Raw genomic sequence first — 26252 nt, 5'->3', positions numbered from 1 at the left:
GTGGGTTACCTGTTACGTTCGGCCGCGCTGCGGTGCCGGGAGTCGCTGTCAGTGTCACCCTGGCCAAAATCCGGCGGCAGGACGTGACCGTTACACCGAGACCGTTTCGTATGCTGGGGCCCGGGACGGGAGCCGGAGCCACGGAAGTGTCGGCAGGTACGTCGCTGGCAGTCGCGGATACCCGTTCGGGTTCGGGACGAAGACGGTCCCTGGCGACGACTGCTGAGCGGTGGCGGCACTACCGGCTGTCGACAGTTCGTGATCTTGCTCTGGGCCGGCTGCCGACGTCTTCGCCGACGCCCCAGTCGCTTGCATACCCGGTGTGGCTTCAGAATCCGCTGTCTCCCGCTCGCTCTCTGACGCATCTGTCGGTTCGGCCTCGTCCGTGCTCTCAATCTGTGGTTCGTCTTCCACTTCCTCGTCTTCCACTTCCCCTGTGCGTGGTTCGCTGTCCGATCCGTGTGCTTCGTCCATCGATTCGGACTCCTGGTCGTGCTCGTCGTCCATTGATTCGGGTTCCGTTTCTCGCATTTCAGTCGTCGGTTCCGATTCCTCGTCCGGTCGTTCGTCTTTCGAGAGGAACTCTCCAGTTTCCGGGTCTCGCAGCGGGCCGCTCGACTCTTGCTCACTGGACCCCGTCCGCTCAGCGTTAGCGTCGTTCCCCTCTCCTGTGTCAGTGTCGTCAGATGTCATACTGTCCTCCCGCCGGTCCTGTGGTCGTAGCTTCCGGCGGAATTACATAAAATCGCTCGACGATTCGTCTGTTTTCACCCGGCTACCGGGAGTAGGACTGCCTTTTCGAGCTAGTACGGGCCGCTGACGGTAAAGTATGGTCGAAGGGTTATCGGACTGATATGGACTGGCTCTCGGTAAGAGCGACGTCGGAAGCCGACTCTCGACAAGGTTTATTTGACACTGGAGTGAACTGTTCAGCTGGCAGTTAGCAGCGGGGCGCAGACATCACTATGACACCAAACCACGATTACACACCGGCAGATGACCGTGAGAGAGAACAGTCGACACCGTACCAGCCGACCGGCCAGCAGCCGCTACAGCAATACCAGCAGCCGGCACAGGGACAGGGAACACCCCAGTCGATGCAACAGGGTCAAGCAACACCGCAGCAAGGTCAGACAGCCCAGCAAGGACGGGGCCAACCGCAGTCGATGCAACAGGCCCAACCATCGTCGACGGGACAGGGCCAACCCACACCACAGAGGGCCCAGCAAGGACAGACATCACAACAGGGACAGCCCCAACCACAGTCGATGCAGCAGGGGCGGGCCTCCCCGCCACAACAGTTCGCCCAGCAACCACAGCCGCCCCAGCAGTCCCAGCAACAGCCGCCCCAGGCGATGGGACAGCAGCAGATGCAGGCTGCACAGCCCACACAGGGGGCCGCCGGCGGGCAGCCACAGGTCGGACAGCCGTCCGGGGCCCAGCCACAACGTCAGCCCCAGGGGCGCGGCCCCCAGCGACCGCTGCTGAAACCCATCCGAGTCAACGAAATCATCACCGACGACGTCGTCACCGCGGAGCGAGACACGCCAGTTCGAACGGTCGTTGCAAAGATGGCCGAGAACGACGTCGGCTCTGTCGTCGTCGTCGAAGATGACCGCCCGATTGGTATCATCACCGACCGGAAGGTCGCCCTCGCGCTGGAGGAGACGCCCGACATCGCCCAGCGGACGGCCGAGGAGCTGCTCCACGGCGACGTGTTCACGGCCGACCCATCGATGAACATCTTCGATGCTATCCAGGTCATGAGCGACGAGGGAATCCGGCGGCTCCCGATCGTCGACGACAACGGCGCGCTCCGTGGTATCGTCACCCTCGACGACGCGCTGGTCCTACTTGGCGGCGTCGTCAGCGAGGTCTCCGACACCGTCCAGTCTCAGTCGCCGCGCCTGTAGCGCACCGAGCCGGCGGCGCTCGAAAGCCCCAGGCATTGGACTTCTGGACGGCAGTTGTGGGACTCACCGCATCAGAGGTACGCACCGTCCCACTCGTCGGCCAGGTGGACGTTGCCACAGTCGCCACACTCCAGCCGGTCGAGCCCATCAGCAGTCACGTTGGTGCTTCCACACTGCGAACAGACGTAGCCGTACGCCGACTCGCGGTCTCCCGACACGAAGGTCCGAAAGAACGGGGCCTCCCGGCCGGGAATCGGGTCGTCGCGGTCGAGCGGGCGGTCCTCGCCCTCGACGCTTACCGACGCCGGAATCGGGACCGCTGGCTCGTTTGATTCCTCGGCCCGTTCGTCCTCGGCATAGAGGGTCACACCGTACTCGTGTCCGCCGATTTCGAGTGAATCCCGCCCCTGTTCGGTGAGTCCGAACTGCTCGCAAAAGCCGACGCCCTCGACGGCGTCGTCGAGGACCTCCCAGGCGAGTGGGCGGTCCCCGTGCTCCGCTCGGAGGTGTTCGACCAGCGCCGTCGCGATGCCTTGCCCGCGAGCCTCCGGGTCGACGTGGAGCCAGCGGATGCGTCCAGCTGCTGTCCCGTCCAGAAACCCGCCCAGAATAGTCTCGCCATCGAGCTCCGCTTGCGCTGCCAGGAACCAGCCGTCCGAATCCGACAGTCGCTCCTCCAGGGCCGATTCTGAGAACTGCTCCTCGACGAGCGTTGCAATCTCCTCCGGGCTGAGCGCGAACGACGAGTTGAACGAACTCTCGGCGATACGCCCGATGCGGTCGCTGTCTGCCGGCGTCGCCTCGCGGATTTCCATACACCACGTTGACACTCCGCGTGGAAAAGAGCCCCTCCTGGATTCAGTTGGCTCGTTCTTTAACCAACGTTCCTCCACAGTCTCCGGAATGTTGGTTAACACTGCTTATCGAGGTCCTCACCGACCGGGCCCGTACGGGCGACGAACCAGGCCGGGAATCACCAGTGTAAGATTGTTCACTGAGACCATCCAACTGCGGCGAAGGGACCTGCTGGCCCGCTAACAGCGGAACCGGTGGGGTACCCTGACCCCCAATCGACTAACAGCGGAACTGATGGTGTCCCAGCGCGATTGGTATCGGGAGGGAGACGAGACAGACCAAACGGCGACGGCGTTGGAGTTTCGAACGTTCCTCTAACAGCGGAAGCAGTGGGGGTATCCACCAGTGCTAACAGCGGAAGCGGTGGGGTAGACAGGTCGTAACAGCGGAAGCTGAGGTTCGGAACTGGGCGAGTAGTTGTGACTGGCCTGCACAGCGCTAACAGCGGAAGCGGTGGGGTACGTTCCGACAGGAGCGCTAACAGCGGAACTGGTGGTGTGGTGCCATCGGATGAAATAGCTTACCGGCCACAACGCTCGCGAAAGCGAGTATTACTCTTGTAGATAGTTAGCACGTGTACCGTTCGTTGTCCCGGGGGCTGCCAGCGTTTCTTTTGTACGTTGCTCACAGACCCCCTGGAGTGAAAACAGTTACACGGGCGTCGCTAACAGCGGAACCAATGGTGTTTGAGTGGTACCTGGCCATCTGGGACTGGCAGGCGACAACCAGCACGAGTAACAGCGGAAGCGGTGGGGTCAGGGCGTCGCGTCGAGAATCTCGGACAGTCCTGTCTTCACGGACGAAACCGACTGCTCTAACTCGTGTTCTTTGTACTTGCCGCCGCCTTTGCCGCGGTTGAACTCCGTCGAGGAGATGATACCCAGCTGGTCCAGTTCGCCGAGATAGTCCCGAACAGAACGCAGAGAGACCGGATCCATCCCGTTCTCGTTTGCCACCTGCTGGTAGGCCGCCAGGATGTCCTTCGTCCGGGCCGGCGTTTCGTCACGCTCGGCCAGCAACGTCAACGCGTACAGGACGAGCTGGCCGTGGTCGGAGTAGTTCCTGATGCCTTCGACGACCTGATCAGTCTGGAGGCGCTGCCGAGCCTCGCGAACGTGGGCCTCGGTGACGAGGTCGTCGTTGTACTCCCGCGCGAGGTCACCTGCTTCGAGCAGGAGGTCGAGGGCTTGCCGGGCGTCCCCCGAGTCCTTGGCGCCGTATGCAGCACACATCTGGACGACACCGTCGTCGAGGACCCCATCTTTGAACGCCACCGAATCACGCTGCTGGAGGACGAGCTGGAGTTCCTGAGCGTCGTAGGCAGAGAAGGAGACCTCTTTCTCACAGAGGCTGGAGCGGACTTTCGAGGAGAGTTGGTTCCGGAAATCGAGGTCATTAGAGATGCCGATGACGCCGAGTTTCGCCTCTGTCACGTCGCCGTTCGAACGGGCCCGTGGGAGCTTGTACAGGAGCGAGTCATCCTGGATGTGGTCGACTTCGTCTAGGACGATGAGCACTGTGCCGCCAGCGTCGTTGAGTTCCTCGAAGAGAAACTGGTACACCGACGCCTGGGGATAGCCGGTGTTCGAGATCTGTTTTGCTGGGTCACGAAGTTCGTTGACCAGCGCAACTGCAGCCTGGTAGCTCGAGTTGAGCCCGTCACAGTTTATCTCGATGGTGTGGAGGTCGAGTTCCGGAACGTCCGCGGCGTCTCGTTTGAGCGCGTTGAGGAGATACCGGGTCGCGGCTGTCTTTCCGACGCCGCTCTTGCCATAGAGGAAGATGTTGGAAGGACTCTCGTTGTTGATCACCGGTTGCAATGCGGCGTGATACCGCTGGAGTTCGTTGTCACGTCCCACGAGTTCCTCGGGCGTCCACTCCTCCAGCAGCGCCTCACGCTTCTCGAATATCGACGACGTCGGCGTAAACGAGAGGTCACTCATTCGAGTCGGTGTGGGAGCGGGAGGGACTTAACCTTTGGTTCCTTTGCTTCCGCTGCTTCCGCTGTTCCCGATTATTTATATACTCTCCACTCCACCGGTTCCGCTGTTAGCGTCAGATACGTCAAATCTGGATGTAGTTGCGGAAGACACCCACCCCACTGGTTCCGCTGTTAGCGATGAGGGAGAAGGGGGGACTCTAAATTCCGGACTGACTCGATGGGGAACTAGTGAGCTGTAACCACCACCCGTGCTGTAGCTTCATAACAGCTGAGTCCTCGTCTAGTATGCTGTCTAAACGCTGCTAGCAGTGTATAGTAGCTGTTCGCGGAGAGTAGTAGCTGTAAGCGGTATCTGTACGCTGTTACACTGTTCTAAGGATACTGAAAAGTTAAGTTATAGCGCTAGCAAATAAGTTTAAGTATATGGCTTGCTAACCAAATCCGTATACCGTTCTTCACTGGATGACAAACCACCCCCTCCCATGGGGGTGGTGCCGTCTTCTCTCCGCTAACAGCGGAACCAGTGGGGTGGGTGTGTCCCCTCACAAATCATGCCTCTTCTCTATTCCCTGATATTTCGAGGACCAGTCTCGTCCCAGCAGATCGGAATGCTGGGCGGACACACTCTTAACCAACAATTGCCTCGTAAGACCGGGCCTTGTTGGTTAATAGTTTCATCCGGGCCAGCGTTCCCTCCTTCACACTAGTCACTCTCGTCAGCTATTACAGCACGCGAAGGAGAACGACCGAGAGGCTGACGAACACGCCGATTCCGACGAAGACGTACACCCTGTCGGCGTCTGCGTCGAGACCTCGCGACAGCTCGTGGACCATGATTCCCAGTGAGAGGAAGAATATCACTACCACCGATACCACCAGAAAGCGGTAGGCGACTACGAACTGCAGTTCGAGAAACCCGCCGATAAACAGGAGCATGGCTGCGATCATCGCTGTGAGCAGCCCCAGTATTCCCATACCACCGACGAAAATCCGATAGCGTCTGTCGTCCTCGTCCGTTACGGAGTTGATAGCGAAGTTCGTAATAAGAACGATAATCGGGAACACGACGGCAGCTATCTGTATCTGTGTCGTATCAATCATTGGACTGAAACTACCACGCTTTCGCTCGAACCTGCTCGTGTCTGGGTGATATTCTTAGTCGTTTCAGATTTTCCTCCATCGCTCTTCAGATACGTATCATCCACTCGAGGGCTTCATACCGACCATAGCGATACGCTCCCCAGTTCGTCACTGCAGCTCCCGACGGTGGTGCCACACTGTCACCGGTCCAGTGAACGTGAAGACGACCGATGCTTCCCGATGTCCTCGGCTGACTGGAGGTGACAGTCGGACGGCGTGGACTGCTGGATTGTAAACTACACGCGGTATCCAAGGTCAGCCAACTGCTGTTCGACCGCTTCTTGATCGCTCTCGCTCACTGACCGCTCGACAGGCTCTTCTGCGACTATCTCTTTTCGTTCACCGGTGTCAATCACGTGCCACGGGACCTCGAGCAGCTCGTCGACGTAGACTCCTCCCGGATGTCCGAACCGCCGAACGGGAATTGGCCGTTCACGCTCACCCAACAGCTCGCCGTGATCGGCTGTGATGACTGTCTTCCCGGTGAGTGACTCGATGAGCGTATCAACTTCGTCGAGGACGAGGTCGAGGTTCTCGCGATACGCTTTGACGATTTCTGCCCTGTCGGCATCGCTCTGCTTTATCGACAACATCATATCCCGCTGATAATCAACAATCTCGCGACCGAAGTCGGTCAGATACGGCTGGTGCGGTTGGAGATAGTGGAAAATAATCCGTTTGTTCGGATACGCCTCGTTGGCTTCCAGGGCATGTTTCGTCACCGTCTCCGGTCTCGTCGTAAGCCCGCCAACAGCATCGCGTTTCTCGTCGCTATGGAGGTTCATGTAGTCGTGAACTTCACCGCCGATGGTGTCGTGTAATCTCAGATACCACGGATTGGCGGAGACGTAGACCGTATCTTTGGCGGTTCTGTCGGTGAAATTTCCGCGAATGAATTCCCGGCTCGTCGACCCTCGCGAGAGTCGCTTTTCCGTCGTTCCCTCGAACCACACCTGCTCGTCGAAGAAATCGTACCGGCAAGCATCCAGAATAACTAGATTGTCCCAGTCCTCCTCGAACACGTCGACCCCCCTGGGGTAGTACTCCGACCCGACTCGCCAGTGATTGATTGTGCCGTTGAGTTTCGAGAGTGCCAGCTCCGGATTTTTCACGCCGGTCCAGAGTTGGTTAATTGAGTACATATTCGCCCATTTTATCGGTCCCTGCGGTGTCTTTCTGCCTCCTCTTTGAGTCGGACGGTTCACAGTGACGCTGTTTCAGCTTGCGCTCGCTCGGTTCGGTGAGAGATACGGCCCCACTCATTGCTGGACTAAACGATGTACCCCATATCCGAGAGGTGCTGCTTGATACTCGAATCCAGTTCATGGTCTCGCTCGGCGGCAGGTCTCGTCTCATGTTCATCGAGCCACTCTCTGGCCTGAGACACCATCCGCTCGCATACTTCGGGATGTTGTTCTTTCATGTCAGTCGTCTCATCGGGAAGTACGAACAGTTCGACTTCATCTTCGCTGTACAGTAGTTTGTGTTCGATCGACCGGAACGCGGTGAGCATCTTCGGATGTCGGACCGGCGGTTCGAACGCTGGGTCGTGACTGTGTATCTGCTCGATATTCTGCTGTGCATTGCTGCCAGACCGCTGTGTTACTGCGAACTCTCGGGAATCGCTCCGGAGGTCGACCCCTTCTAATTGTTCGCTCGTCACTCCAGCTTGGGCCAACGCGGTTTTTATAACGTCTCCGTGTTGAACTACTTCGTCGGTGCGAGCGTCCACTCCATCCAGGTTGTACGTGACCAGCGGGACATGAGTTAGCGCGTCGTCTAGCAGGAACTTGTGTCCGGCGAGGTCACGTTCGCCGAGCAGGTCGCCGTGATCTGCGGTAATAACCAGTGTCGGTTCGTCGTCGCGCTGTCTAACTGCGTCGTAAATCTGTTCGACACAGTAATCCACGTGGGCCAAGGTTGCGTCGTACATGGCTTCGACTATCTCCAGTTCCGTGGCCGAGAGACCACCGCTTGCAATCAACTCGTGGATGTCCTCGTACTTCGATTGGGCGATATCTAGGGCCTGGTCCGTAGTCACCGACAGTTCATCGACGAACTGGTCGACGAAGGCCGAGGGTGGCAGATACGGATGGTGGCTACTACCCAGATGTATATACATGAAGTATGGGTCGTCCTGCGACGCAACGAACTCCCGGGCGAGGTCGACAGTCATGAACGAACTAAGTCCCTTGTGTCGCTCGATATCGAACGTCAACCCGCCCCCATGTTTCCAGAGCTTGGGAACGGATTTGACCATCGTCTGAAGACCAACGTCCTCGCGTAGTCTCGAGGGAACGATATATTTCACATCGTCGAATCCACGGTCCAGCCCTCTTGCAGGGCCAGCGTTCGGATTCGAAACGAGGCTGAGCGACTCATAGCTATCCGGCAATAGTTCCGGTACTGTCGCTATATCGTCCGCGATAACAAGCTCGCTCTCCCCGTAGATGCCGTGTGTTGGCGGGGTCGTCCCGGTCAGGATGGAGGCGGACGATGTACCAGTCCAGTTGCCGTGGCTGATACACTGGTGAAACGTGTTGCCCGACGGTGTACTCCCGATACTCCTCAACGAGGGGGTCGTGTCTCGTTCGTATCCACTGAGAGATGTATGGTCGTACCTGATGCTTTCTAGAGTTATCCAGACGATGCTATCTCGGTCAGTCACGTCCTATGGGTAGACTCTACCTCGTTATTGTTAAGACAGAAGTACTTAGCGAAGCGACCGGCTACAGTGCTTTCGTGTTTCTTCTTCTCATTCCCGACCCAACTTCGACTACCGTACCGCATCGCTCTCCGCTGGCTCCAGACGTCTCTCACACAGTAAGTATTCAATTACCGATTGGACCTGCCGACCCAGTAGGATTTCTCCTACTGCTAACTCCCGGGAGAAGTATCGTACACTGTGTTTCCGGTTGCGATAGAACCACTATCCTCGATAATCAAATCGGCCGGTGGTTTGGGCGAATAATACGTGTTGTCTGTGATTCGGTTACTCGTTGAGTTTGGGCCATCGACGTACAGGTTCACAGATGACTGGGCCGTGAACGTGTTTTCAGAGACCACACATTCCTCGGCGTCTACGAGTCTGACGAATTCATCGGCTGTATCCTGTTGGGAAAACTGATTGCCGACGATCTGAACGTTGGTAATCGTCCCATCCGAGCGACTACGGGCGAGCAGATGGCGGGACCCCGCAGTTCCGCCAAACTCGTTCCCCTGGATACGACCGCTTTCAAGTCGATTTAACAGTCGAATCCCCTCCTCACCGGCGCTATCACAGTAACACCCTTTGATGACTAAGTCCCGAACACGGTCCACTCTGCCCCCACCGAGTGTGAATAGATGGGTGCATCCGTACGCGCGCACATTTTCGATGTGGACGAACTTCCACAACGGAGCAAAATTCAAATTCTCTTCCCGGCTGAGTTTGACACCGTTTTTCGCCCCGTATACGTCTGTATCAGTGACGGTGATGACAGCTTCCTGTGTATCGTCACGTGTGTCGACGGCGTTGTGGCCGTCCATCCTGAACTCACACCCCGCCACGTTCGTCTCTTGGGCTCCAGTCGTCAGCCCTGGGTCGCCCACCGTGTGGACGGTACAGTCCTCGAATCGGACATCGTGTGCCGACCCGCCGTGACAGTTTAGCGCGCCAGCACCGTTGCCGGTGACGAAACAATCACGGAACGTGATTGCTCTCGAGGCGACCTGCAGATCACCGCCTGCTGTAACGGACAGTGGATGCCGACATTCTTTCGCTGTGCACCCCTCCACGACGATATCATGCGAGCCCGACCACACCTGAATCCCGTATCCGTCCGCCGCTTCGATATCAGCGCTTTGCAGCACGGTACAGTCCCGAACGCGAGAATTAGCACTGGGACCTAACCGTATGGCTCGGCTGCCGAACTTTTCCATGTGCAAGTTCTCGATGGACGAATCTCGACATATCTGCGCCGCTACTCCGTAGTAACTTTCGTCCTTTGCAGGCGCTCTCATTTCGAGTCCGGAGACGTGTATCTCCACTGGATCGAGGACGTACACGAGCGTGTCCTGGTCGTACCCATCTCGCCAGACGATTGAATCCGCCAGGGTGACAGTGTCCCCGTCGACTCCGATGACGCTGTGTGGCTCACTCGGGACGTGTCCCCGACCGAGTATCGGCTCCGCTCCCACGTCTTTGAGAAGGACAATATCTCCCTGCTGGACCCCTGAGATGTCGGCCAGTGGTAGGACCGTATCACCGCTGGAGGCCGCCTCCGTGAGAGCTGTTTGATGGCGCTCTGCGCCGTGAAACCGGAGTGCAAAATCCCCGGGCTGTTGTTGTTCGATGAGTGCCTCGGGACCGTACATATTGATCGACTTCGAGACATCTATTACCGATTCACTCTGGTATCTCCCACTGACGACTATCGACCCACCGTCTGGGACGGCATCGATACTGTTTTCCAGTACGGTCCAGCCGTCCGCTCCGGAGTCGATGGTATCGCCGTTTGTCTCGATTCCTTCGTATCCCTGTTCCCGTTCCTGGACGACAACGTCGGCAGTTTCTGTACTGCCGATCAGTTGTTCGGGCAGCGTCCCGTCCGATTGTCGAGTATCGTCGAGGATGGTATCAAGCCCGAGAATCGTCACACAGCCCAGCGTTCCTGCCCCGGCGTATTTCAGAAATTGCCGACGGTTGCCCGTGGCCAGGTCTGCCAATTTCCCCCCTCTGTCGGACCGCTGCTCGTCACTCATGACGTCGCTGATACTGAACGGTATTTCTTCGACCCTGCTTCGAGCACTCGCATGGCCGTAGCAAACGCTTATACCTGTATAGATATTCACAACTTATCTACCGCTATCCGTGCTGAACCCGGCATAAGTACCGCTCACGGCATCTGGCATCCCAGTTATATGCCGGCGTGCGTTCAATTCACTAGCCGTCGGCTACACTGAGAGCGTAGGACGGTAGCACACTACGCTCGTTACTGGTACCGCCAGCGGGGAGTACTACCATCTGTCCCGACGCGGTTAGTCGGGTTCTCAACTGCTCCAGTCCATCGGTCGTGGATGCACCAGCAGAAGTGGCCGTGAAGGCCAGGAACTGCGCCGAAGTACGGCCCTGTGTAGCCGGGTTATGAGCCCTGCTCTACTTCGTCTGTATACTGCTGAACCCAGTTCAGCACGTCCGTCGTCGGCAGCGAGAGACTCCGAGTGTTCGAATCGTAGTCGGGGTATCCACCGACGTCGGTGTGGTCGTCGATTATCCGACCGCTACGGTTGACGAAGTCGTTTATCATGCGCTGTTCGTGGGGCGCACGGTGTGCTGGACGGGGGCCGACCATCGGAGAGAGGAAACTCTCCAGTTCCGAGGCCGACTTCAGGTCCGACAGTGATAGCCCCGAAGGGAGGTTCTGGGGTGCGTCCACGTACGTCGTGTTCGCGTCCTCTCTGTCCATTCCCGACGGGAACGTGACGTCGTCGAAGAAGCAGTCGACGGTGCGGTTGTCGAAGAGTCCACCCCTGTCGCCCTGTTCTATAACGGTGTCCGGGCCCGCTTCTGCGACACAGGATATCCAGTCGAACTCCGGGCCGCCGTCCTTCGACCCGTGGTAGAGCCGGCGACCCCAGTTCCAGACGTAGTTGTTCGCGAACACGAGGTTGATTTCGTCGTGCGGACCGCGTGGGTTCCGCTTCCAGTTCTGGGACCAGAGGTTACCCAGCAGGTCCCAGGACCCTTCGAACCGGGCGTTGAACGCGTATCCGTGTGGTGCCTCCGGGTGACTGGAGTTGTTCAGGGCCTCGGCGTTGATACCGTTGATGAAGGCGCCGGGTCCGCCACCTTGCGGGACACGGATATTCGTATCCGGCGCCCACGCTGCGGTACAGTGATTGAACAGCGTGTTCCCGGGTTCGTCCATCGTGATAGCTCCGGCCTTGTACGGGTCGTTTACGTCGTCGCCACAGTAGAACCCGACGTGTTCGACAATGACGTTCAGAGCCTGGACACGCGGCCCACCACGGATCATCGAGATACCGGGGTAGGGAGCGGTTTGACCGGCAATATAGGTGTTTGGATTCTGGATTCGCCAGTACGGTCCACCGCCGATGTCGATGACACCACCCACTTCGAACACGACGACAGTTGGCTGGTCACCACCGTTCTCGACGGCTTCCGTTATCGAACCCGGCCCGGTCAGGTCGAGGGATGTAACTGTTTCGACGTTCAGATTGTCGTTCGAGTCCGCTTCAGTCAACCACGAGGTATCGACGTGGGTCTGGTCCCACGAGAAGCCCGTTTCCCCGGTGGTCGGTTCTTCAGTGTCCGTCCCTGTGGCCGCGTCCAGGGCCTGCTGTGCCATATCTAGAGCGGCCTGCACGTCTGCGTCGATCTTCTCCCAGTTCTCGTTGAGGGGGATATGCCAGTCTGTACTATTCTCTTGCGGAAGGTTGTAATCGCGGTTCTCTGTTTTGTCAGGTGTCATATATTTTAAACCAAGTCCGACCAACCTCTGGTCACGCCGATGTGGCGTAACCGCTGGTGGACTGTAGGGGAGTCTCGACAGTTGGTCCGCCGTTCCGACCGGTCTCGGTCTTTTCGTTGGCAGCTCGCGTCACACGTCGACAGCCCCCGATATCAGCAACTAATTCACTGCTCGTTCCTCGGTCGCTGTCAGCTTCGACTCCGGTCTCGACAGAAACACTGAATGAATTCTCACGGAAGTCACGCGTATGCACTCCCGTGAACCAATATGAATTCGGTACCCAGTGCAGCTGTAGTGTCATCGTAGACTACGTCTGGTTAGTTCGGGCTTACTGATATAGAGATTATGACAGTTTTACTGCTAGATAGGGTAGAATAGGGGACGATATATTTACCACTTAATCAGAAGACGTCGAACCAGTCAGTCGAATCGTAAATCGCTACCACTCTGTTATATCGGCTTGTTTATAATAATGTCTGGAACTCTGTTGTGATATGCAGTCGGGTCAATTTATTGTCACTCCTGGCCCGCGTTCCAACGTTCGTTTTAGGCGTTCTCTTCGGGGAAGCATAAGCCGTTTAGGTCCGAACACCTCAGAAAATTAGCGCTCCTCAAACTGTTCGGTACAGATCTCGCGCCACTACTGTTTTCAGTCTGGGAGCGTAGCGATATGCGATTCTAGTCGGCCGGATACAGAGGACGTCCGACTCCCAATCTGGGGCCCCTTTACCGCACGATGAACTGGCAAGAAGCAACTACAACCGAAGAAGACAGCCAGTTGAGGCGTCGAAAAAAGCAGCAATTACAGTACGTAGTATATAGCAATAGGCTGATGGTTTCGTTTGATTCACTGTGCACTGTGTAACACTGGGGACGGCTTCCCTCCCCGGGAAGTACTGTTCTGTCCCCGACGGCCACCTCAGTCAGGGCCCCGTAACTACTCTCGTACGACGATGAGTTTGCGGGACAAACTCGCGTCGCGCTTCAGAGCCCAACTCGGGAGCAAACTCGTCACTGCCGTCACCGGGGGCGCTCTCACGGTCGGGCTAGCCCGATTGCTCGAACCCAACGGTTATGGCGTCTTCTCTCTCGCGCTGGCTATATCTAGCATCTTCATGTTCGCCGCCCGATTCGGAATCGCGCGGTCTGCAGGTCGGTATGTCGCCGAGTACAAGGAAACAGACGGCGCACAGATTCCCTACATAATACGGACGTCACTGCTACTGAACGTTGGTTCGATTCTCGCGGTCGTCATACTGTTCGTCGCTAGTCACCGCTCCATCGCCGCCAGGCTCAATCAACCTGCGCTGGTCCCCTTCTTGCTTCTGGGGTGCCTGTTCGTCGTTTTCGGGGCGTTGGTCGAGTACACAGAACACGTCATCCAGGGTTTCGAGGCGATCACCTTCGCTGCAATCCTGCGCTCTTGTGGCCGGCTCAGCAGGCTCTTTCTGGCGCTTGGACTCGTCATCGCCGGCTTCGGAGCGATCGGCGCGCTGTGGGGGTATGTCCTCAGCTTGCTACTCGCGACGGTCATCGGCGGGGTCTACCTCTACACCACAGTTCGTGAGTACGGTGCGGACGCGAGCGAGGTAGAATCCGGGCTGCGCCGCAGAATAGCGAAATACGCGCTCCCCGTCATGGCGACGAACGCCTCGCTGGTGCTCGACAAACGCATCGATACACTGCTGGTCGGATTCTTCCTCTCTCCAGTCTCCGTGAGCTACTACGTCGTCGGGGGGAAAATTGTCAGTCTCGCACTCGCACCAATCGCCGCCCTCAGCTTCACTATCTCCCCGACTTTCGGTGCCCAGAAAGCCGCCGGGAACGTCGACCGAGTGTCCAGAATCTACGAGAAGACGCTGGTCAACGCTCTGCTCCTCTACTTCCCTGCCGGTGCCGGCATCATCCTCGTCGCTGACCCGATGATCAATCTGGTGTTCGGACCTGATTACAGCGGTGCAGTGGCGGTCGTCCGGGTACTCGGGCTCTACATTGTGCTGAGTGCAGTCGTCCAGATCTCCGACAACGGGCTCGACTATCTCGGACGCGCCCGCGAGCGGGCAATCGCCAGACTCACGACAGCCCTGATGAACGTCGGGCTGAATATCCTGCTGATTCCAGCTATCGGTGTCGTGGGGGCCGCAATCGCGACCGTGTTTACACGGGGCCTCTACACTGTGGCTAACCTGGTCATCATCACGAGCGAACTCGACCTCCGACCAGGGTTTCTCCTCAGAAAGCTCGGATTGATAGCAGCCAGTACGATAGCGATGTCGACAGTCGTGTTCGGGCTCATGGACCATGTATCCGGCTGGCTTACCCTCGCGCTCGTGGTCACCGTCGGCGTCCTCGTCTGGGGTGTGATGTCGGTTGCAACGGGTCTCCTGCAACCGAGGTCGCTGGTCGGGTTCGTGACCTGATTTCCCTGCTCTTTCGTTCGGAACGTGTCTCTCGTCGCTGTCCAGCCAGTCGAAGAGTGTCGAGCCCCCGCTGCAAGCTTAGCCTGGGAAGCACTGTCGAACCTGGCTGGTCTGTTGGCTGTTACGTGGCTCAACACGGTACAAGGCGTACTCTCCATTGGCTTGGACTCTGTCGATACCCGGTTCTGTTCTGAGATAGTCGAAGTCGCTGTGATTAAATCTGAACCCATCCCAGAGCTCCGGGTCACGAACCTTGTCGGCGCCAGTAACGGGGACATACACCGGCTCCTCGTAGTAGGCCCGCAACGACTGATTGTTGAAGTGGTCCGGGATGCCATCCGGGCAGCCCTGGTAGTAGAAGTCCGTCTCGGACGCGGAACTGTCAGCCAGCGTTCGTCCGTATCTGAACACCGGTGAGCGGACATCGTCGAAGACTATCGATTCTGCTCGATATTCGAACGTCGTCTCGTACCCGTTCACCTGCGCTTCCGTGACGTGGTGCGACGAGTCGTATATATAGGGCGAGCTGAACACCACTGGAAGCGAGAGCGCGGTCACGACAACGAGTGCGACCACGACGAGTCCTCGGGCAGTCGTCGCCGAGCGCTGTTGTCGAACGTACCGAACCACCAGTCCGATGCCGATAGCACCGAGTACGGTCCCAAACATCATGAGCAATCCGAGATGCCTGAAGTACTGGTCGGAGAGGCCACCGACGAGATAGATTACGAACAGGAGTCCCACCGGCACCAGCCCGCCGAAGAGAGACAACAGTAGTATCTGTTCTTTCCCCCCGTCCGAGGCGATGCTGTCCACCGGCGCGTTGGACCGATATGGCCTGACGCTCGCGACGACGACGGCGAGGACGACGCCAGTCAGCAGAATGTAGGCGGTGGAGACGAAAAACAGCTTCATAAAGACCTCGGGGAGGCTCCCACCGACAGAATCCAGCGACCCGGTTCGTCTGGCCGTGCTCTCGGCGAACTGTATTTCGCCGGCCAGCGCCTCGATCACCTGCTCGGTGTTTTGCTGGAACACCGGGAGTTGCTGGACCCAGAGCCAGAAGGTGACGGCGTAGGCCGCCACTTCCGGCAACACCCACGAACGCATCTGCGCGCCCGCTCGCCCGCTCCGAACGTCGTAGAGGACCTGTATCACCGCTATCACGCCGAAGAACGCGACGAGACTCGCCGCCTGCTGAGGGTGTAACAACACGAACGTCGGCGCGAGCAGGAGAAACATGACCGAGCGGGGCCACGTCCGGTTCTTGTATAGGAGCAAAAATGCGAACAGGAACACCGGTGCGAACAGAATCGCCTGACTCGTGGGGTGAACACGGTACGACGGCGCGAGATGGTTGATAGGCAACAAGAGAAAGCCCGAGAAGAGCCCGACGTAGGTCGCCGTCAGGTCGTCCGTGAGTTCCCGGACCACCAGCGGGACGAAGACGAAAAAGCAGGCGATGAAGACGACGATGAGCAACAACATCGTATGGCGCAGCGGGAGACCGGTCACGTCGTGTAGCACGACCCCGACCGTGTGGACGACTGGATACCGGTTCTCTGTGAAACCCCTTACCCCTGCGTGCATCTCCATCGCCGTGCCGAGGTGGGACAGCGCGTCCGCCTCTCCGACGTAGTAGTAGCCACGGATGATGGGGAGCGATACTATGGACAGCATCCCCACACCGCCCAGTACTGCACCGAGCATCCGCGGACCTCGAGTCGAGGGGGAGAAGACGACAAGTATCGAAACGAGCAACGCAACCGTGCTCCCGACCCAGAACAACGCCGGGGTGCCGGCGTAGATAGATAGCTCGTATCCGGTCGCGGGGTTGAGATAGGCGCTCGCGGTCCCAATTCCCGTCAGCGCGTACCCGAGTACCAGTAACGCCCGCACACGCAGTTCAGACATGCAACGCTATCCACTCGGCTATCGAGATGATTAGTTAATCTCTGTGTATGCTGGTAAGCAGTTATTTCTCGGTGGACCCAGCCTGGCAACCACATATGCCGGCGTGGCTATTCGTTACGGGCAACTCGCTCACCAGCTCCTCGGAATTTGGTGATGTGTCCACAGCCCGCTGTTCGTCGCTGTGGTAGTCGATGCTCGGATGGTTGTCTACTCCGTGGTGACCTCGCGGTACAGCGAGGCGTGTTCGGCCGCTATCTGCTCGATGGCGAACGTCGACTCGGCTGCCTGATACCCTCGCCGCCCGAGCGTCTGGCAGCCACGTCTGTGGACACGTTCTAGCAGGTCGGCGAGTGTCCCTGGCTCGCCCACGGGCGAGAGGTAGCCAGTCGTCCCGTCAGCGACGAGCTCCCGGACGCCGGGGATATCCGTCGAGACGACGGGCAACGCCGCTGCCATCGCCTCGATGTGTGTCGTCGGCAGTCCTTCTTTGCCGGAGGCGGAAACGAACGCGTCCGCGACGGCGTAGTACGGTTCGACAGACTCGACGAACCCGGTCACTGTCACCTGTTCTGACAGACCTCTCTCCGCGACGAGCGCTTCGAGCTCCGGTCGCTGTGGCCCATCGCCGACGATAACGAGGTGACAGTCGCTCGCATCCAGCTGTTCGACGGCGGTGATGAGGTCCCACTGACGTTTCACCTCGACACACCGACCGACGTTGAGAAACACCGTCTCCGCTTCGCGAACCGCTGGGGGCACCGCGTCCTGATTGGCCTGTTCGACGCGACGGGCGAACCCCGCCACGTCGATGGCGTTGTAGACGACCGACATTCGCGGATGGTTCCCGTACGACTGACGAACCCCCTCCGACACACAGAGTATCCGGTCGGACAGCCGTCGGGTCGCGTGTTCCACGACCTGTTTCAAGGCGGGTCGTTTCTCCTCTACGTTGTGGTACGTGGAGACGTGGGGCAAGGAGAGCCGAGCGCAGGCGAGCCGACCGATGAGGTCCGAGAAGGCGAGATGCGAGTGGACTACGTCGACCTCCCGCTCTCGCAGACAGCTAACCAGTTCGGTGACACCCCCGGCCACGCCTCCCATCGTGACCTCGGCCCCGAGGACGCGGAGTTCGACAGGACTCGACCTGAACGCAGCTTCCAGTTCGCCCCGGCTCTCAGATGCGACGACGACCGGGTCGACGTCGTCACGTCGGTCCAGCGCTATCGACAGGTCCTTGACCAGGCGTTCAGCCCCGCCGCCGTTGAAATCGTTGAGCAGAATGGCCGGTTTCATACTCGCGACTCGCCCGGACGCGACTGTCTGACTGTGTTCATACCTGCCTGGACGCTATCTCTATACGATTTCGAATAAGTATCCGTCTCTTAATCCGAAACAGCCAGACACGTCCCAGTTCGGGAGTCCCTGCAGAATCAGCGCCACCTGTCCTCACCCGCTGGGACGGGGACACATACGTCAAGTATGCAGTGCAAACCCGCTCAGCTACCGCTTACTGGCATATTGCCCACGATATGTATTATATACTTACCTGTTGGACTGCCGTCCCGATGAGTGACGAGCAATGGATACGCACCCGAACGCACCGCGTCGCTCGGATGTCGGAGTATGAACCGGGGCAAGCCACCGCTGTCGTGGAGACGCATCGTCCGTTCGGTACCCGCCGATTTGCTGGCTGTCCTCTCGTTCGTCGGGCTGACCGACCTCGTGATACTGCTGCCCATCTTCGAGGAGTCACTCGTCCGGGCGGTTCTGGGGCTCGTGTTCGTCCTCTTCGTTCCGGGGTACGTGCTGGTCTCGGCGCTGTTTCCGGAAGCCGGACGGCCCCGCTCGCTAGACCAGAGCACTGGGGAACCGACCCCCACCGGCCTCCTCCGCTCTGGTCGCGAGCGAATCGCCGGACGAATAGACGGTCCCGAACGGCTCGCGCTCTCCGTTGCGCTCAGTATCGCCGTCGTCGCCGTGCTCGTTATCGGGACCGCACTCACGCCGCTTCCATACGCTGTCGTCCCGACGACGCTTCTGCTCAGCGCCGCGACGGTCACCGGTACTGCAGTCGCGGCGAGACGTCGCTTGCAGGTTCCCGAGCACAGTCGATTCAGCGTGCCCGTCCGGGAGTGGGTCGCGGACGGGACGGGGTTCATAACGGGCCCAGGTTCCCGGAACGTCACCGTCCTGAACGTCGCCCTCGCCGTCGCAGTGTTGTTCGCGGTCGGTACGCTCGGTTTCGCGGTTCTCGCGCCACAGGGCGGTGAGCAGTTCACCAGTTTTTACGCGCTCACCGAGACCGACGACGGCGAGCTCGTCGCCGACGGGTACCCCACCGAGTTCGCCGCGGGCGAGCAACAGTCAGTTGTTCTCGCCATCGACAACCACGAAGGCGAATCGGCGGCGTACACGGTGGTGGTCCAGCTGCAACGGGTCCAGCCGACAGCGAACGAGACGGAGACCGACGTGGTCGAACGGGCGCAACTCGACCGTCTCCGGACCCGTGTCGGTGCGAACGAGAGCTGGCGGGACAGCTATCAGATTCAGCCCACGATGAGCGGTGAGAACCTCAGAGTCGCGTTTCTGCTGTACAGAGGGTCGGCACCGTCGAATCCGACGGCCGAGAACGCCTACAGGGAACTGCACCTCTGGGTCACCGTGGCGGAGTGACGACGGTCGGCAGCGAGGCTGTGGCGAAGGACTAAGTAAATGACCCTCCATTCTCCCGCCATGAGCGAGAGTTCGGGGAACGAAGACACGCCGCTCGAATCGGTCGGTTTCGACATGGACATCGGTAACGGCCGGACCGAAATCCGTGTCTCGGGTGACCGTGACACGGCTGTCATCGTCCGGTCGGAGTCGGGCGAGAAGATATACCTCCCGCCGGAGGACTTCGATCGCGAGGCCCAACCGGGCGGTGGCGCCTACGACAGCCCCTACGAACCACGGAGCGGAGCTCAGGAGAGTCCGTACTCGACCCATCCAGACGCCTCGTCGGTCACCGGAATGGAGCCGACGGCCGGCGGCTACTTCATCGTCCACCCGGAGCCGATAACTGACATCCGCTTTCTCAGATAGCGGCCCGTTCCCTGTCGTCGTGGTATCGAACTGACGGTCGAAATTTCGCCGTCGGACTACTCCAGAATCTCGTTGTAGAACTCCACGTGTTCGTTGGCCACGTCTTCCCAGGTCCGCTCCTCGTACTCGATGGGCGTCTCCAGGGACAGCGCGTGCTCGATGCCGTCGGCGATGGAGTCCGAATCCGGCTCGACCTCGATGACACAGTCCTCGGGGAGTAGTTCCGCGGCGCCGCTCTCGCAGGCGACGACGCGGGTCCCGACGGACAGCGATTCGACGATGGTGATGCCGAACGGTTCGGCCAGCGACGGGGAGACAAACAGGTCCGCACTCGCGTAGTAGTCCCCGAGTTCTTCCTGGGCGAGGAAGCCGGCGAAGATGACCTGGTCCTCGATACCGAGCAACTCGGTAAAGCGCTTGAGCTGGTCGGTCAGGTGGCCAGTCCCGCCCAGTACCAGTGTCAGGTCGTCACGGCGGAGCTTCGAGAGGCCGTACAGGAGATAGGACAGGCCCTTCTGGTCGGTGTGTCGGCCGACGAAAAACAGCATCTTCCCGTCGATATCGTACTTGGCCTTGATGTCCTCGCCCGTTGGTTCGACCGAAGAGAAGCCGTTGTGGATGACCCGTGCGTCGGCGTCGTAGAACTCCTTGATTCTGCGCCGGGTGAAATCGCTGACGGCGACGAGGTGGTCCGACCGGTTCGCCACACGCTGTTCTGTCTGGACCTCCCGTTCCGGTGGGTTGACGTTCCGGTCCTGGGAGAGCGAGTGGAACGACGTCACCCATTCGAGGTCGGCCGTCGAGGCGGCCCGAGTGCCGGGGTTGTAGCCGAACCAGTCGTTCGTGTGGATGATGTCGAACTCGGACGCGATGTCGGCGAAATCACCGGCGAGTCGGCCGATTCGCGTGATGATGTCGCCCTGACCGGTCGGTACCCCGTGGATGCCCTCCCTGTCTTCCGGGGCGTACTCGTCCGGCAACACCAGCTCGAACTGGATGTCGTCGCGCGGTTCGAGTTGCTCGTACAGTTCGCCCACGACTGTGTCGAGTCCGCCGGTGATGTTCGGCGGGAACCCCCAGCCGAGCATCAAAACTTTCGGTGGCATATCAGTAACCCGTATTCGTAAATCAAGTCAATACGGTAAATACGTTTGTGATGGTCGGGAAGCGCTGGAGGTTTGGCATCACACTCGGGCAGACGGAACGGGGTACCCAGCGCCCGGTGCTAACCAACATTACGACCTGAACCGACGGCCTGTTGGTTAAACCGATGCCGCCGGGAATCAGAAACGACACCGACGGGAAACACACCTATCCCCTCGGCACGTGTATCCTGTCTATGAGACAGAACATGGCGGTGTCCCAGTCGTCACTGTCGACGGACGAAGCGGCCGCCCTGGAGCGTGTCCGTACAGTTACGCGGCTGCTCGACGAGGCGGTCCGGATACCGGGCACCGACTTCCGTATCGGGCTCGACCCAATCCTGAGCATCCTCCCGGTCGCAGGCGACGCCGTCGGTGCGGTTCTCTCGCTGTATCCCATCGTGGAGGCATATCGACTCGGGGTGCCCAATCTGACGCTTCTGGGGATGGTCTCGCTGGTGGCCGTCGACGCCGTCATCGGCTCGGTCCCGATACTCGGGTCGGTGTTCGACGCGCTCTGGAAGGCCAACCAGTGGAACTACAAATTGATCGAACGGGAACTCGACAGCTAAACAGCGACCGCTGCCCGCGTTACCGGCCTCGACGGTTCCACTCCGGACAAAGCTTGAAATAGCTGTGCTTGGAAGCCGACTGTATGCGTTTCGAACGACAAAGTGGCGTATTTCTCCATCTCACATCGCTCCCCGGCCCGCACGGCGTCGGCGACCTCGGCGACGGGGCACGGGAGTTCATCGACTTCCTCGCAGAGGCCGACCAGTCGCTGTGGCAGTTCTGCCCGCTCGGGCCCACCTCGGGCGCCCACGGCAACTCCCCGTACCAGGCGTACTCGGCTTTCGCCGGGAACCCGATACTGGTCGACCTCCGGGACCTCGCCGAGCGGGGCTACCTCGAGGAGGGCGACCTCGACCCACCCGAGGCCGCCTCGCCCCACGAGGTCCGCTACGACCGCGTCACCGAGTTCAAACAGTCGAAACTCCAGTCGGCCTTCGAGTCGTTCCAGCGTGACCCGAACGGGGACGACAAAGCGGCTTTCGAGGCGTTCTGTGAGGCCGAATCCGAGTGGCTGGACGACTACGCGCTGTTCATCTCGCTGAAAGCCGAGTTCGACGGCCAGCTCTGGACCGAGTGGCCCGAGGAGATAGTCACGCGGGACCCGGAGGCCCTCGCCGAGCGGCGCGAGCAGCTCGCCGACGAGATACAGTACCACAAGTTCGTCCAGTGGGTGTTCGACGAGCAGTGGCAGGCGATGGCCGACTACGCGGCCGAGAAGGGCGTCGAGCTGGTCGGTGACCTGCCGATATACGTCGCCCTCGATTCGGCCGACGTCTGGTCCGCGCCGGAGGTCTTCCGGCTGGACGAGCACAACCAGCCCACCGAGGTGGCCGGCGTCCCGCCCAACCCCGGCGACGACGGCCAGCGCTGGGGGAACCCCGTCTACGACTGGGACACCTGCCGTGCGAACGACTTTGCGTGGTGGCGCCAGCGCTTCGACCGTCTGTTCGACCAGGTCGACATCGCTCGCATCGACCACTTCAAGGGGTTCGACGAGTTCTGGGCCATCCCGGAGGAGGCCGATACCCCGGCCGCCGGGCAGTGGCGCGAGGGCCCCGGTCGGGAGTTCTTCGACCGGATGCGGGACCACCTCGGCGAGCTCCCCTTCCTCGTCGAGGACCTCGGGTTCCTCGACGAGCGCATCGCGTCCCTGCGGGACCACTACGACTTCCCCGGGATGCGGGTGCCCCAGTACGCAGACTGGTGTGAGCAGGGCCACATGTACCAGCCGATGCACTACCCCGAGCAGTCTGTCGGCTACACGAGCACGCACGACACCGACACGCTCGTGGGCTACTGGCGCGAACTCGGCGACCGCCAGCGTGACTGTCTCAAGCACAACCTCGGGACTGACGGCGACGGTATCGAGTGGGACATGATAGAGGCCGTCTGGAACTCCAACGCCGTCATCGCGATGACGACGATGCAGGACCTGCTCGGCCTCGACAGCGACGCCCGGTTCAACACGCCCGGCACGGCGACAGGGAACTGGCGGTGGCGGGTCACGTCGGCGGGATTCGACTCCGACATCGCCACGGAGCTAATGCTGGTCACCGACCGGACGATTCGGTAGCCACCTATCGAGGACGGACACCGGATCGTTTCGAACGGGCGTCGGTAACCGCGACATACCTCCACGTGACGGCGCTAACTGGGTTTTTACTTTGCTCGACTGACCGGCCAGGTACAGATGATGCCAACTTGGTCACCCACTCCGAGCCGTCGGCTGGTTGGTTCGCGAGGGACCGAACCCCAGCGGAGGCCACACGTCGATGACTGACAGACCGACGCTGACCACGACACTGCTTGTCAACAGCGCTACGCTCCCCCGGTGGCAACGCGACGCGCTCCAGCGGATGGTGACCGAGACCGACGCCGAGATAACGCAAGTCGTCCTTCGCGACCAGGTGTCCCGGGAGGACGGGGTCACCGATTTCCTCCGTGACGCCAGGAACCGGTTCAGCGAGTATCCGCTCTGGTCGCTGGTTGGCATCGCCCGCACGGTGACTCCTGACCCGACCCACAAGCGGCAGGTCCCTATCACGACGATATCCGGCGTCGCCAGTGCAGAGTGGATACACTGCCAGCCGGTGCCGGCCGACGGGCTCGGTAACGAGCTTCCCCAGGACGTGGTCGACCGCGTCGCCGCCGAGGCGGACGTCGCCGTCCGCTTTGGCTTCGGTATCCTCAAGGGCGCCGTCCTCGGGGCACCGACCCACGGGGTCCTGAGCTACCACTTCGGGGACATCCGACGGTACCGCGGTCGGCCCGGTGGCTTCTGGGAGTTCCTCGCCGACGAGGACCACGTCGGTGTGACCGTCCAGCAGCTCTCGGAGACCCTCGACGGCGGCCGTATCGTCGTGCTCGAACACGTCGACGTCGCCGACACCGACACCTGGCAGTGTATCAGAAAACGCTGTGTCGAGCGGGCCAGGGGACTCCTGGTCGAGAGCGTCGACCGGCTCACCGACCCGACCTTTTCACCGGCCGAACCGGCGGAGACCGGGAAGCTACAGACGCTTCCACAGGGTGGTGCCGTGATGGCCTACCTCTTCAAAAATAATCGCAACCGCGTCCGACAGCTGGTCGGAGCCGTCTGAGGCCACGGCGGCCCTAGTCGGACTGCCGACCGAATCGATTCACTCGTCGTGCACTTCGACGACACCCGCCCCGCTCAGGGAGAGCGACTGGACCTTCCCGGTAAAGCGGAATGCATCCCGACCGTCGGCGACGGCCCCGACGGCTCGGCCGCCGTCGATGCTGTCGGCCGTCAGCCCCTCTGTCAGTGCCTCGTTGGCCGCCACCGAGCGTTCCGTGTCCCGGGATAGCTTGCCGGTGACGCTGAACTCGTACTCGATGGCCTCCTCCGGCGTCGCGCTGCTGTCGATGACGAGCACCTTCGGCGACGCGCTGTCTGCGTCGCCGGCGCCGCCATTGCCGCTGTTTCCGCCGCTATTGCCACCGTTTGCGTTATCGCTGTCCTTTCCGCCGCTGGTCTCGCCCCCGGCGGTCGAGGTGTCCTCGCCGTCGCCGACGAGCTCGGCGATGGAGACTTCGTCCCCGTCGAGTGTCACCGAGACCTCGTAGCCGTCGGTGACGACGAACTCGGTGATGGTGCCCGACACCTGATAGGAGTCGACGGCGTCGGGGTTCATCTCGACGCTGGTGGCGGTGAAGGTGCCGTCGTCGTTCTGGACGATGGTGTCCGTGCCGGGTTCGGCCTCGTCGCCGAACTCGATTGGGCCGTCGGCGGTCACCGTCGCGTCGCAGTTCGTGTCCGGGTTGTCCGGGCTGGCCCGCAGCACCAGCTCGCTGGCCCCACCACTGTCGCCCTCATCGAACTCGTCGAGGGCCAGTTCCTCGCCGTCGAGCGTCAGCGTCGCGTCGTAGCCGTCGGTGATGGAGACAGCGGTGATGGCACCGGCCACCAGATAGGAGTCGACGGCGTCGGGGTTCATCTCGACGCTAGTGGCGGTGAAGGTGCCGTCGTCGTTCTGGACGATGGTGTCAGTCCCTTCCTCGGCCTCTTCGCCGAACTGGATTTCGCCGTCGGCCGTCACCGAGACGTCACAGTTCGCGTCGGGGTTGTCGGGGCTCGCGCGAACGACCAGTTCACTCGGACCGCCGCTTCCGTTTCCCGTGTCACCGCCGTCGGTGACCGGCTCGGGCGGTTCTGGGTTCTTGACTGGCGTCCAGACCGTGTAGTCGGTCTTCGGCGCCGTGGCCTCGCTGCCGGTCACGACGTCGAAGGAGCTGGGCAGACCGAACGTCTCGCCGCCGTCGTCGGACCCACCGGTGCTCCCCTCCAGGGGGTTCCAGCGCCGGGATTCGATATCCGTCCGCGGCTCGTCGCCGTCCGTGATGTCGCCGGGTATCTCCTCGCCCGAGAACAGCTGGTCGCTGACGACGCTGACGTTCGACAGCGAAGAGTCACCGGCCACACCGCCGGGGGCGCTCGCCGTGTCGAAGATTTCACGGCCGGCGAAGTTCCCGAACCGCGAGTTCGACACCTCGATGGTGTTCGAGTCGGTCGCGTCGCCACCCCAGTCGAGACACGGACCATCGGCCGGCCCGGCGTCTTCGGTGACTAGTGCGTCGCAGTTCTCGATGACCGTCTCGCCGCCACCCTCGAACTTGAACATCCGCGGGGTGCCGCGGTCCTCGGAGCCGCTGCCCTCCTCCTTGAAGTTCGGGACGGTGCCGTCGGCGAGGTAGATACAGTCCTCGACGGTAACACCGCCGGCACGAATCGGGCCGGCACAGTTGTGGAACGCACAGCCGCGGAACGTCACCGGCATCTCCTCGGTGTCCCGCTCGGAGTAGTAGAACGCGGAGTTCCCGTGGGGACCGTAGTAACAGTTCTCTACGAGTTGCTCACCAGTCCCGCTGTCACAGCGTGCGACGTAGGCGTCGGTCGGGTTCGCCGTCCCGTCGGGGAAGTTGAAGTTCACCCACTCCAGGCGGCCACCGCTGAGGTCGACGTCTATCTTGACCTGTTCCTCGGGTTTCTTGCCGAGGACGTCGATGTTCTCGATGCGCAGCGTCCCGCTCGTGTCCATCGTGGCGTTCGAGTCCATATCACAGTCGATGGAGACGCCGGCGGGGTCGCCGTAGATGGTCGCGTCGTCGGCCTGAAAGTCGAGGTCGGAGTGGCTGCCGGTGTACTCGCCCGGTGGGATGTACACCTGCACACCGTCGCCCAGCTCGCTCTGGATGGCGCTGGGGAGGTCGTCGCCGCTGCTGACGTCCAGTTCTACCAGTTCGCTGCCGGGTCGGTCGGATGGAATAGATGGCATTGT

Annotated in this window: 19 protein-coding genes; 7 read left to right on the top strand and 12 right to left on the bottom strand. The window is 60.5% G+C overall.

All coding sequences use genetic code 11. The features are described from left to right. Positions 1 to 90: 90 nt before the first annotated feature. Entirely contained in the window at positions 91 to 693 is a 603-nt protein-coding gene (locus tag EGD98_RS19745) for a hypothetical protein (protein ID WP_220590075.1), read from the bottom strand. Positions 694 to 1268: 575 nt separating this feature from the next. Between EGD98_RS19745 and EGD98_RS19740 the strand changes: the two genes are divergently transcribed. Beyond that, on the top strand, positions 1269 to 1913 hold the full coding sequence (locus tag EGD98_RS19740; protein WP_220590074.1) for a CBS domain-containing protein: 645 nt from the start codon (positions 1269 to 1271) through the stop codon (positions 1911 to 1913). A 71-nt stretch (positions 1914 to 1984) separates the two neighbouring features. On the opposite strand, the gene EGD98_RS19735 is transcribed toward EGD98_RS19740, so the two are convergent. From EGD98_RS19735 to EGD98_RS19705, 7 genes are all read right to left on the bottom strand, one after another. Then, positions 1985 to 2728 carry a GNAT family N-acetyltransferase gene (locus tag EGD98_RS19735; RefSeq protein ID WP_220590073.1) on the bottom strand — a complete coding sequence of 248 codons (744 nt, stop codon included), beginning with the start codon at positions 2726 to 2728 and terminating at the stop codon, positions 1985 to 1987. Positions 2729 to 3523: 795 nt separating this feature from the next. Then, positions 3524 to 4711: an orc1/cdc6 family replication initiation protein gene (locus EGD98_RS19730; protein ID WP_220590072.1), complete on the bottom strand. Its 1188-nt coding sequence runs from the start codon at positions 4709 to 4711 to the stop codon at positions 3524 to 3526. A gap of 722 nt (positions 4712 to 5433) precedes the next feature. Then, complete coding sequence (locus EGD98_RS19725; protein ID WP_220590071.1) at positions 5434 to 5811, bottom strand: hypothetical protein; 378 nt, start codon at positions 5809 to 5811, stop codon at positions 5434 to 5436. Between the two features lie 275 nt (positions 5812 to 6086). Next, the gene (locus EGD98_RS19720; protein ID WP_328763387.1) at positions 6087 to 7055 is read right to left on the bottom strand and encodes an alkaline phosphatase family protein; all 969 of its coding nucleotides are present in this window, start codon (positions 7053 to 7055) and stop codon (positions 6087 to 6089) included. 65 nt (positions 7056 to 7120) lie between these two features. Then, entirely contained in the window at positions 7121 to 8518 is a 1398-nt protein-coding gene (locus EGD98_RS19715) for a sulfatase-like hydrolase/transferase (protein WP_220590070.1), read from the bottom strand. Positions 8519 to 8727: 209 nt separating this feature from the next. After that, positions 8728 to 10593, bottom strand: coding sequence for a right-handed parallel beta-helix repeat-containing protein (locus tag EGD98_RS19710; RefSeq protein ID WP_220590069.1), 1866 nt, complete (start codon positions 10591 to 10593; stop codon positions 8728 to 8730). A 380-nt stretch (positions 10594 to 10973) separates the two neighbouring features. Further along, positions 10974 to 12323: a hypothetical protein gene (locus EGD98_RS19705; RefSeq protein WP_220590068.1), complete on the bottom strand. Its 1350-nt coding sequence runs from the start codon at positions 12321 to 12323 to the stop codon at positions 10974 to 10976. Between the two features lie 953 nt (positions 12324 to 13276). On the opposite strand from EGD98_RS19705, the gene EGD98_RS19700 reads away from it, so the two are divergent. Continuing rightward, the gene (locus EGD98_RS19700) at positions 13277 to 14743 is read left to right on the top strand and encodes a flippase (protein WP_220590067.1); all 1467 of its coding nucleotides are present in this window, start codon (positions 13277 to 13279) and stop codon (positions 14741 to 14743) included. Positions 14744 to 14821: 78 nt separating this feature from the next. Here the strand turns inward: EGD98_RS19700 and EGD98_RS19695 are convergent, their stop codons facing one another. Next, positions 14822 to 16657, bottom strand: a complete 1836-nt coding sequence (locus EGD98_RS19695) for a hypothetical protein (protein ID WP_220590066.1) — start codon at positions 16655 to 16657, stop codon at positions 14822 to 14824. 207 nt (positions 16658 to 16864) lie between these two features. Then, the gene (locus tag EGD98_RS19690; protein ID WP_220590065.1) at positions 16865 to 17950 is read right to left on the bottom strand and encodes a glycosyltransferase; all 1086 of its coding nucleotides are present in this window, start codon (positions 17948 to 17950) and stop codon (positions 16865 to 16867) included. A 330-nt stretch (positions 17951 to 18280) separates the two neighbouring features. On the opposite strand from EGD98_RS19690, the gene EGD98_RS19685 reads away from it, so the two are divergent. Beyond that, complete coding sequence (locus tag EGD98_RS19685) at positions 18281 to 19330, top strand: DUF1616 domain-containing protein (protein ID WP_220590064.1); 1050 nt, start codon at positions 18281 to 18283, stop codon at positions 19328 to 19330. Between the two features lie 60 nt (positions 19331 to 19390). Continuing rightward, positions 19391 to 19738, top strand: coding sequence for a DUF7510 family protein (locus EGD98_RS19680; RefSeq protein WP_220590063.1), 348 nt, complete (start codon positions 19391 to 19393; stop codon positions 19736 to 19738). 56 nt (positions 19739 to 19794) lie between these two features. Here the strand turns inward: EGD98_RS19680 and EGD98_RS19675 are convergent, their stop codons facing one another. Further along, positions 19795 to 20844, bottom strand: coding sequence for a glycosyltransferase family 4 protein (locus tag EGD98_RS19675; RefSeq protein ID WP_220590062.1), 1050 nt, complete (start codon positions 20842 to 20844; stop codon positions 19795 to 19797). Positions 20845 to 21077: 233 nt separating this feature from the next. Here EGD98_RS19675 and EGD98_RS19670 point away from each other — a divergent pair, with 233 nt between their 5' ends. The 3 genes from EGD98_RS19670 to EGD98_RS19660 all read left to right on the top strand — a co-directional run bounded on the left by EGD98_RS19670 (position 21078) and on the right by EGD98_RS19660 (position 24053). Beyond that, complete coding sequence (locus EGD98_RS19670; protein WP_236039678.1) at positions 21078 to 21452, top strand: DUF4112 domain-containing protein; 375 nt, start codon at positions 21078 to 21080, stop codon at positions 21450 to 21452. Positions 21453 to 21535: 83 nt separating this feature from the next. Continuing rightward, positions 21536 to 23026, top strand: a complete 1491-nt coding sequence (gene malQ, locus EGD98_RS19665; RefSeq protein WP_220590061.1) for a 4-alpha-glucanotransferase — start codon at positions 21536 to 21538, stop codon at positions 23024 to 23026. Positions 23027 to 23225: 199 nt separating this feature from the next. Then, complete coding sequence (locus tag EGD98_RS19660; protein ID WP_220590060.1) at positions 23226 to 24053, top strand: formyltransferase family protein; 828 nt, start codon at positions 23226 to 23228, stop codon at positions 24051 to 24053. A gap of 39 nt (positions 24054 to 24092) precedes the next feature. Here the strand turns inward: EGD98_RS19660 and EGD98_RS19655 are convergent, their stop codons facing one another. Further along, positions 24093 to 26249 carry a hypothetical protein gene (locus EGD98_RS19655; RefSeq protein WP_220590059.1) on the bottom strand — a complete coding sequence of 719 codons (2157 nt, stop codon included), beginning with the start codon at positions 26247 to 26249 and terminating at the stop codon, positions 24093 to 24095. Positions 26250 to 26252: the final 3 nt, after the last annotated feature.

Source organism: Haloarcula salinisoli (genome assembly GCF_019599405.1).
Taxonomy (GTDB): Archaea; Halobacteriota; Halobacteria; order Halobacteriales; family Haloarculaceae; genus Haloarcula; species Haloarcula salinisoli.
Note: the sequence above shows the minus strand (reverse complement) of the source record. Positions and strands in the feature narration are given on the sequence as shown.

What these genes read in the sequence shown, in the direction of transcription:
- malQ (WP_220590061.1), top strand. Translation starts at nt 21,536, where the DNA reads ATGCGTTTCGAACGACAAAGTGGCGTATTTCTCCATCTCACATCGCTC.
- EGD98_RS19695 (WP_220590066.1), bottom strand. Translation starts at nt 16,657, where the DNA reads ATGTCTGAACTGCGTGTGCGGGCGTTACTGGTACTCGGGTACGCGCTG.
- EGD98_RS19740 (WP_220590074.1), top strand. Translation starts at nt 1,269, where the DNA reads ATGCAGCAGGGGCGGGCCTCCCCGCCACAACAGTTCGCCCAGCAACCA.
- EGD98_RS19660 (WP_220590060.1), top strand. Translation starts at nt 23,226, where the DNA reads ATGACTGACAGACCGACGCTGACCACGACACTGCTTGTCAACAGCGCT.
- EGD98_RS19730 (WP_220590072.1), bottom strand. Translation starts at nt 4,711, where the DNA reads ATGAGTGACCTCTCGTTTACGCCGACGTCGTCGATATTCGAGAAGCGT.
- EGD98_RS19700 (WP_220590067.1), top strand. Translation starts at nt 13,277, where the DNA reads ATGAGTTTGCGGGACAAACTCGCGTCGCGCTTCAGAGCCCAACTCGGG.
- EGD98_RS19655 (WP_220590059.1), bottom strand. Translation starts at nt 26,249, where the DNA reads ATGCCATCTATTCCATCCGACCGACCCGGCAGCGAACTGGTAGAACTG.
- EGD98_RS19685 (WP_220590064.1), top strand. Translation starts at nt 18,281, where the DNA reads ATGAACCGGGGCAAGCCACCGCTGTCGTGGAGACGCATCGTCCGTTCG.
- EGD98_RS19705 (WP_220590068.1), bottom strand. Translation starts at nt 12,323, where the DNA reads ATGACACCTGACAAAACAGAGAACCGCGATTACAACCTTCCGCAAGAG.
- EGD98_RS19725 (WP_220590071.1), bottom strand. Translation starts at nt 5,811, where the DNA reads ATGATTGATACGACACAGATACAGATAGCTGCCGTCGTGTTCCCGATT.
- EGD98_RS19710 (WP_220590069.1), bottom strand. Translation starts at nt 10,593, where the DNA reads ATGAGTGACGAGCAGCGGTCCGACAGAGGGGGGAAATTGGCAGACCTG.
- EGD98_RS19675 (WP_220590062.1), bottom strand. Translation starts at nt 20,844, where the DNA reads ATGCCACCGAAAGTTTTGATGCTCGGCTGGGGGTTCCCGCCGAACATC.
- EGD98_RS19680 (WP_220590063.1), top strand. Translation starts at nt 19,391, where the DNA reads ATGAGCGAGAGTTCGGGGAACGAAGACACGCCGCTCGAATCGGTCGGT.
- EGD98_RS19670 (WP_236039678.1), top strand. Translation starts at nt 21,078, where the DNA reads ATGAGACAGAACATGGCGGTGTCCCAGTCGTCACTGTCGACGGACGAA.
- EGD98_RS19735 (WP_220590073.1), bottom strand. Translation starts at nt 2,728, where the DNA reads ATGGAAATCCGCGAGGCGACGCCGGCAGACAGCGACCGCATCGGGCGT.
- EGD98_RS19690 (WP_220590065.1), bottom strand. Translation starts at nt 17,950, where the DNA reads ATGAAACCGGCCATTCTGCTCAACGATTTCAACGGCGGCGGGGCTGAA.
- EGD98_RS19745 (WP_220590075.1), bottom strand. Translation starts at nt 693, where the DNA reads ATGACATCTGACGACACTGACACAGGAGAGGGGAACGACGCTAACGCT.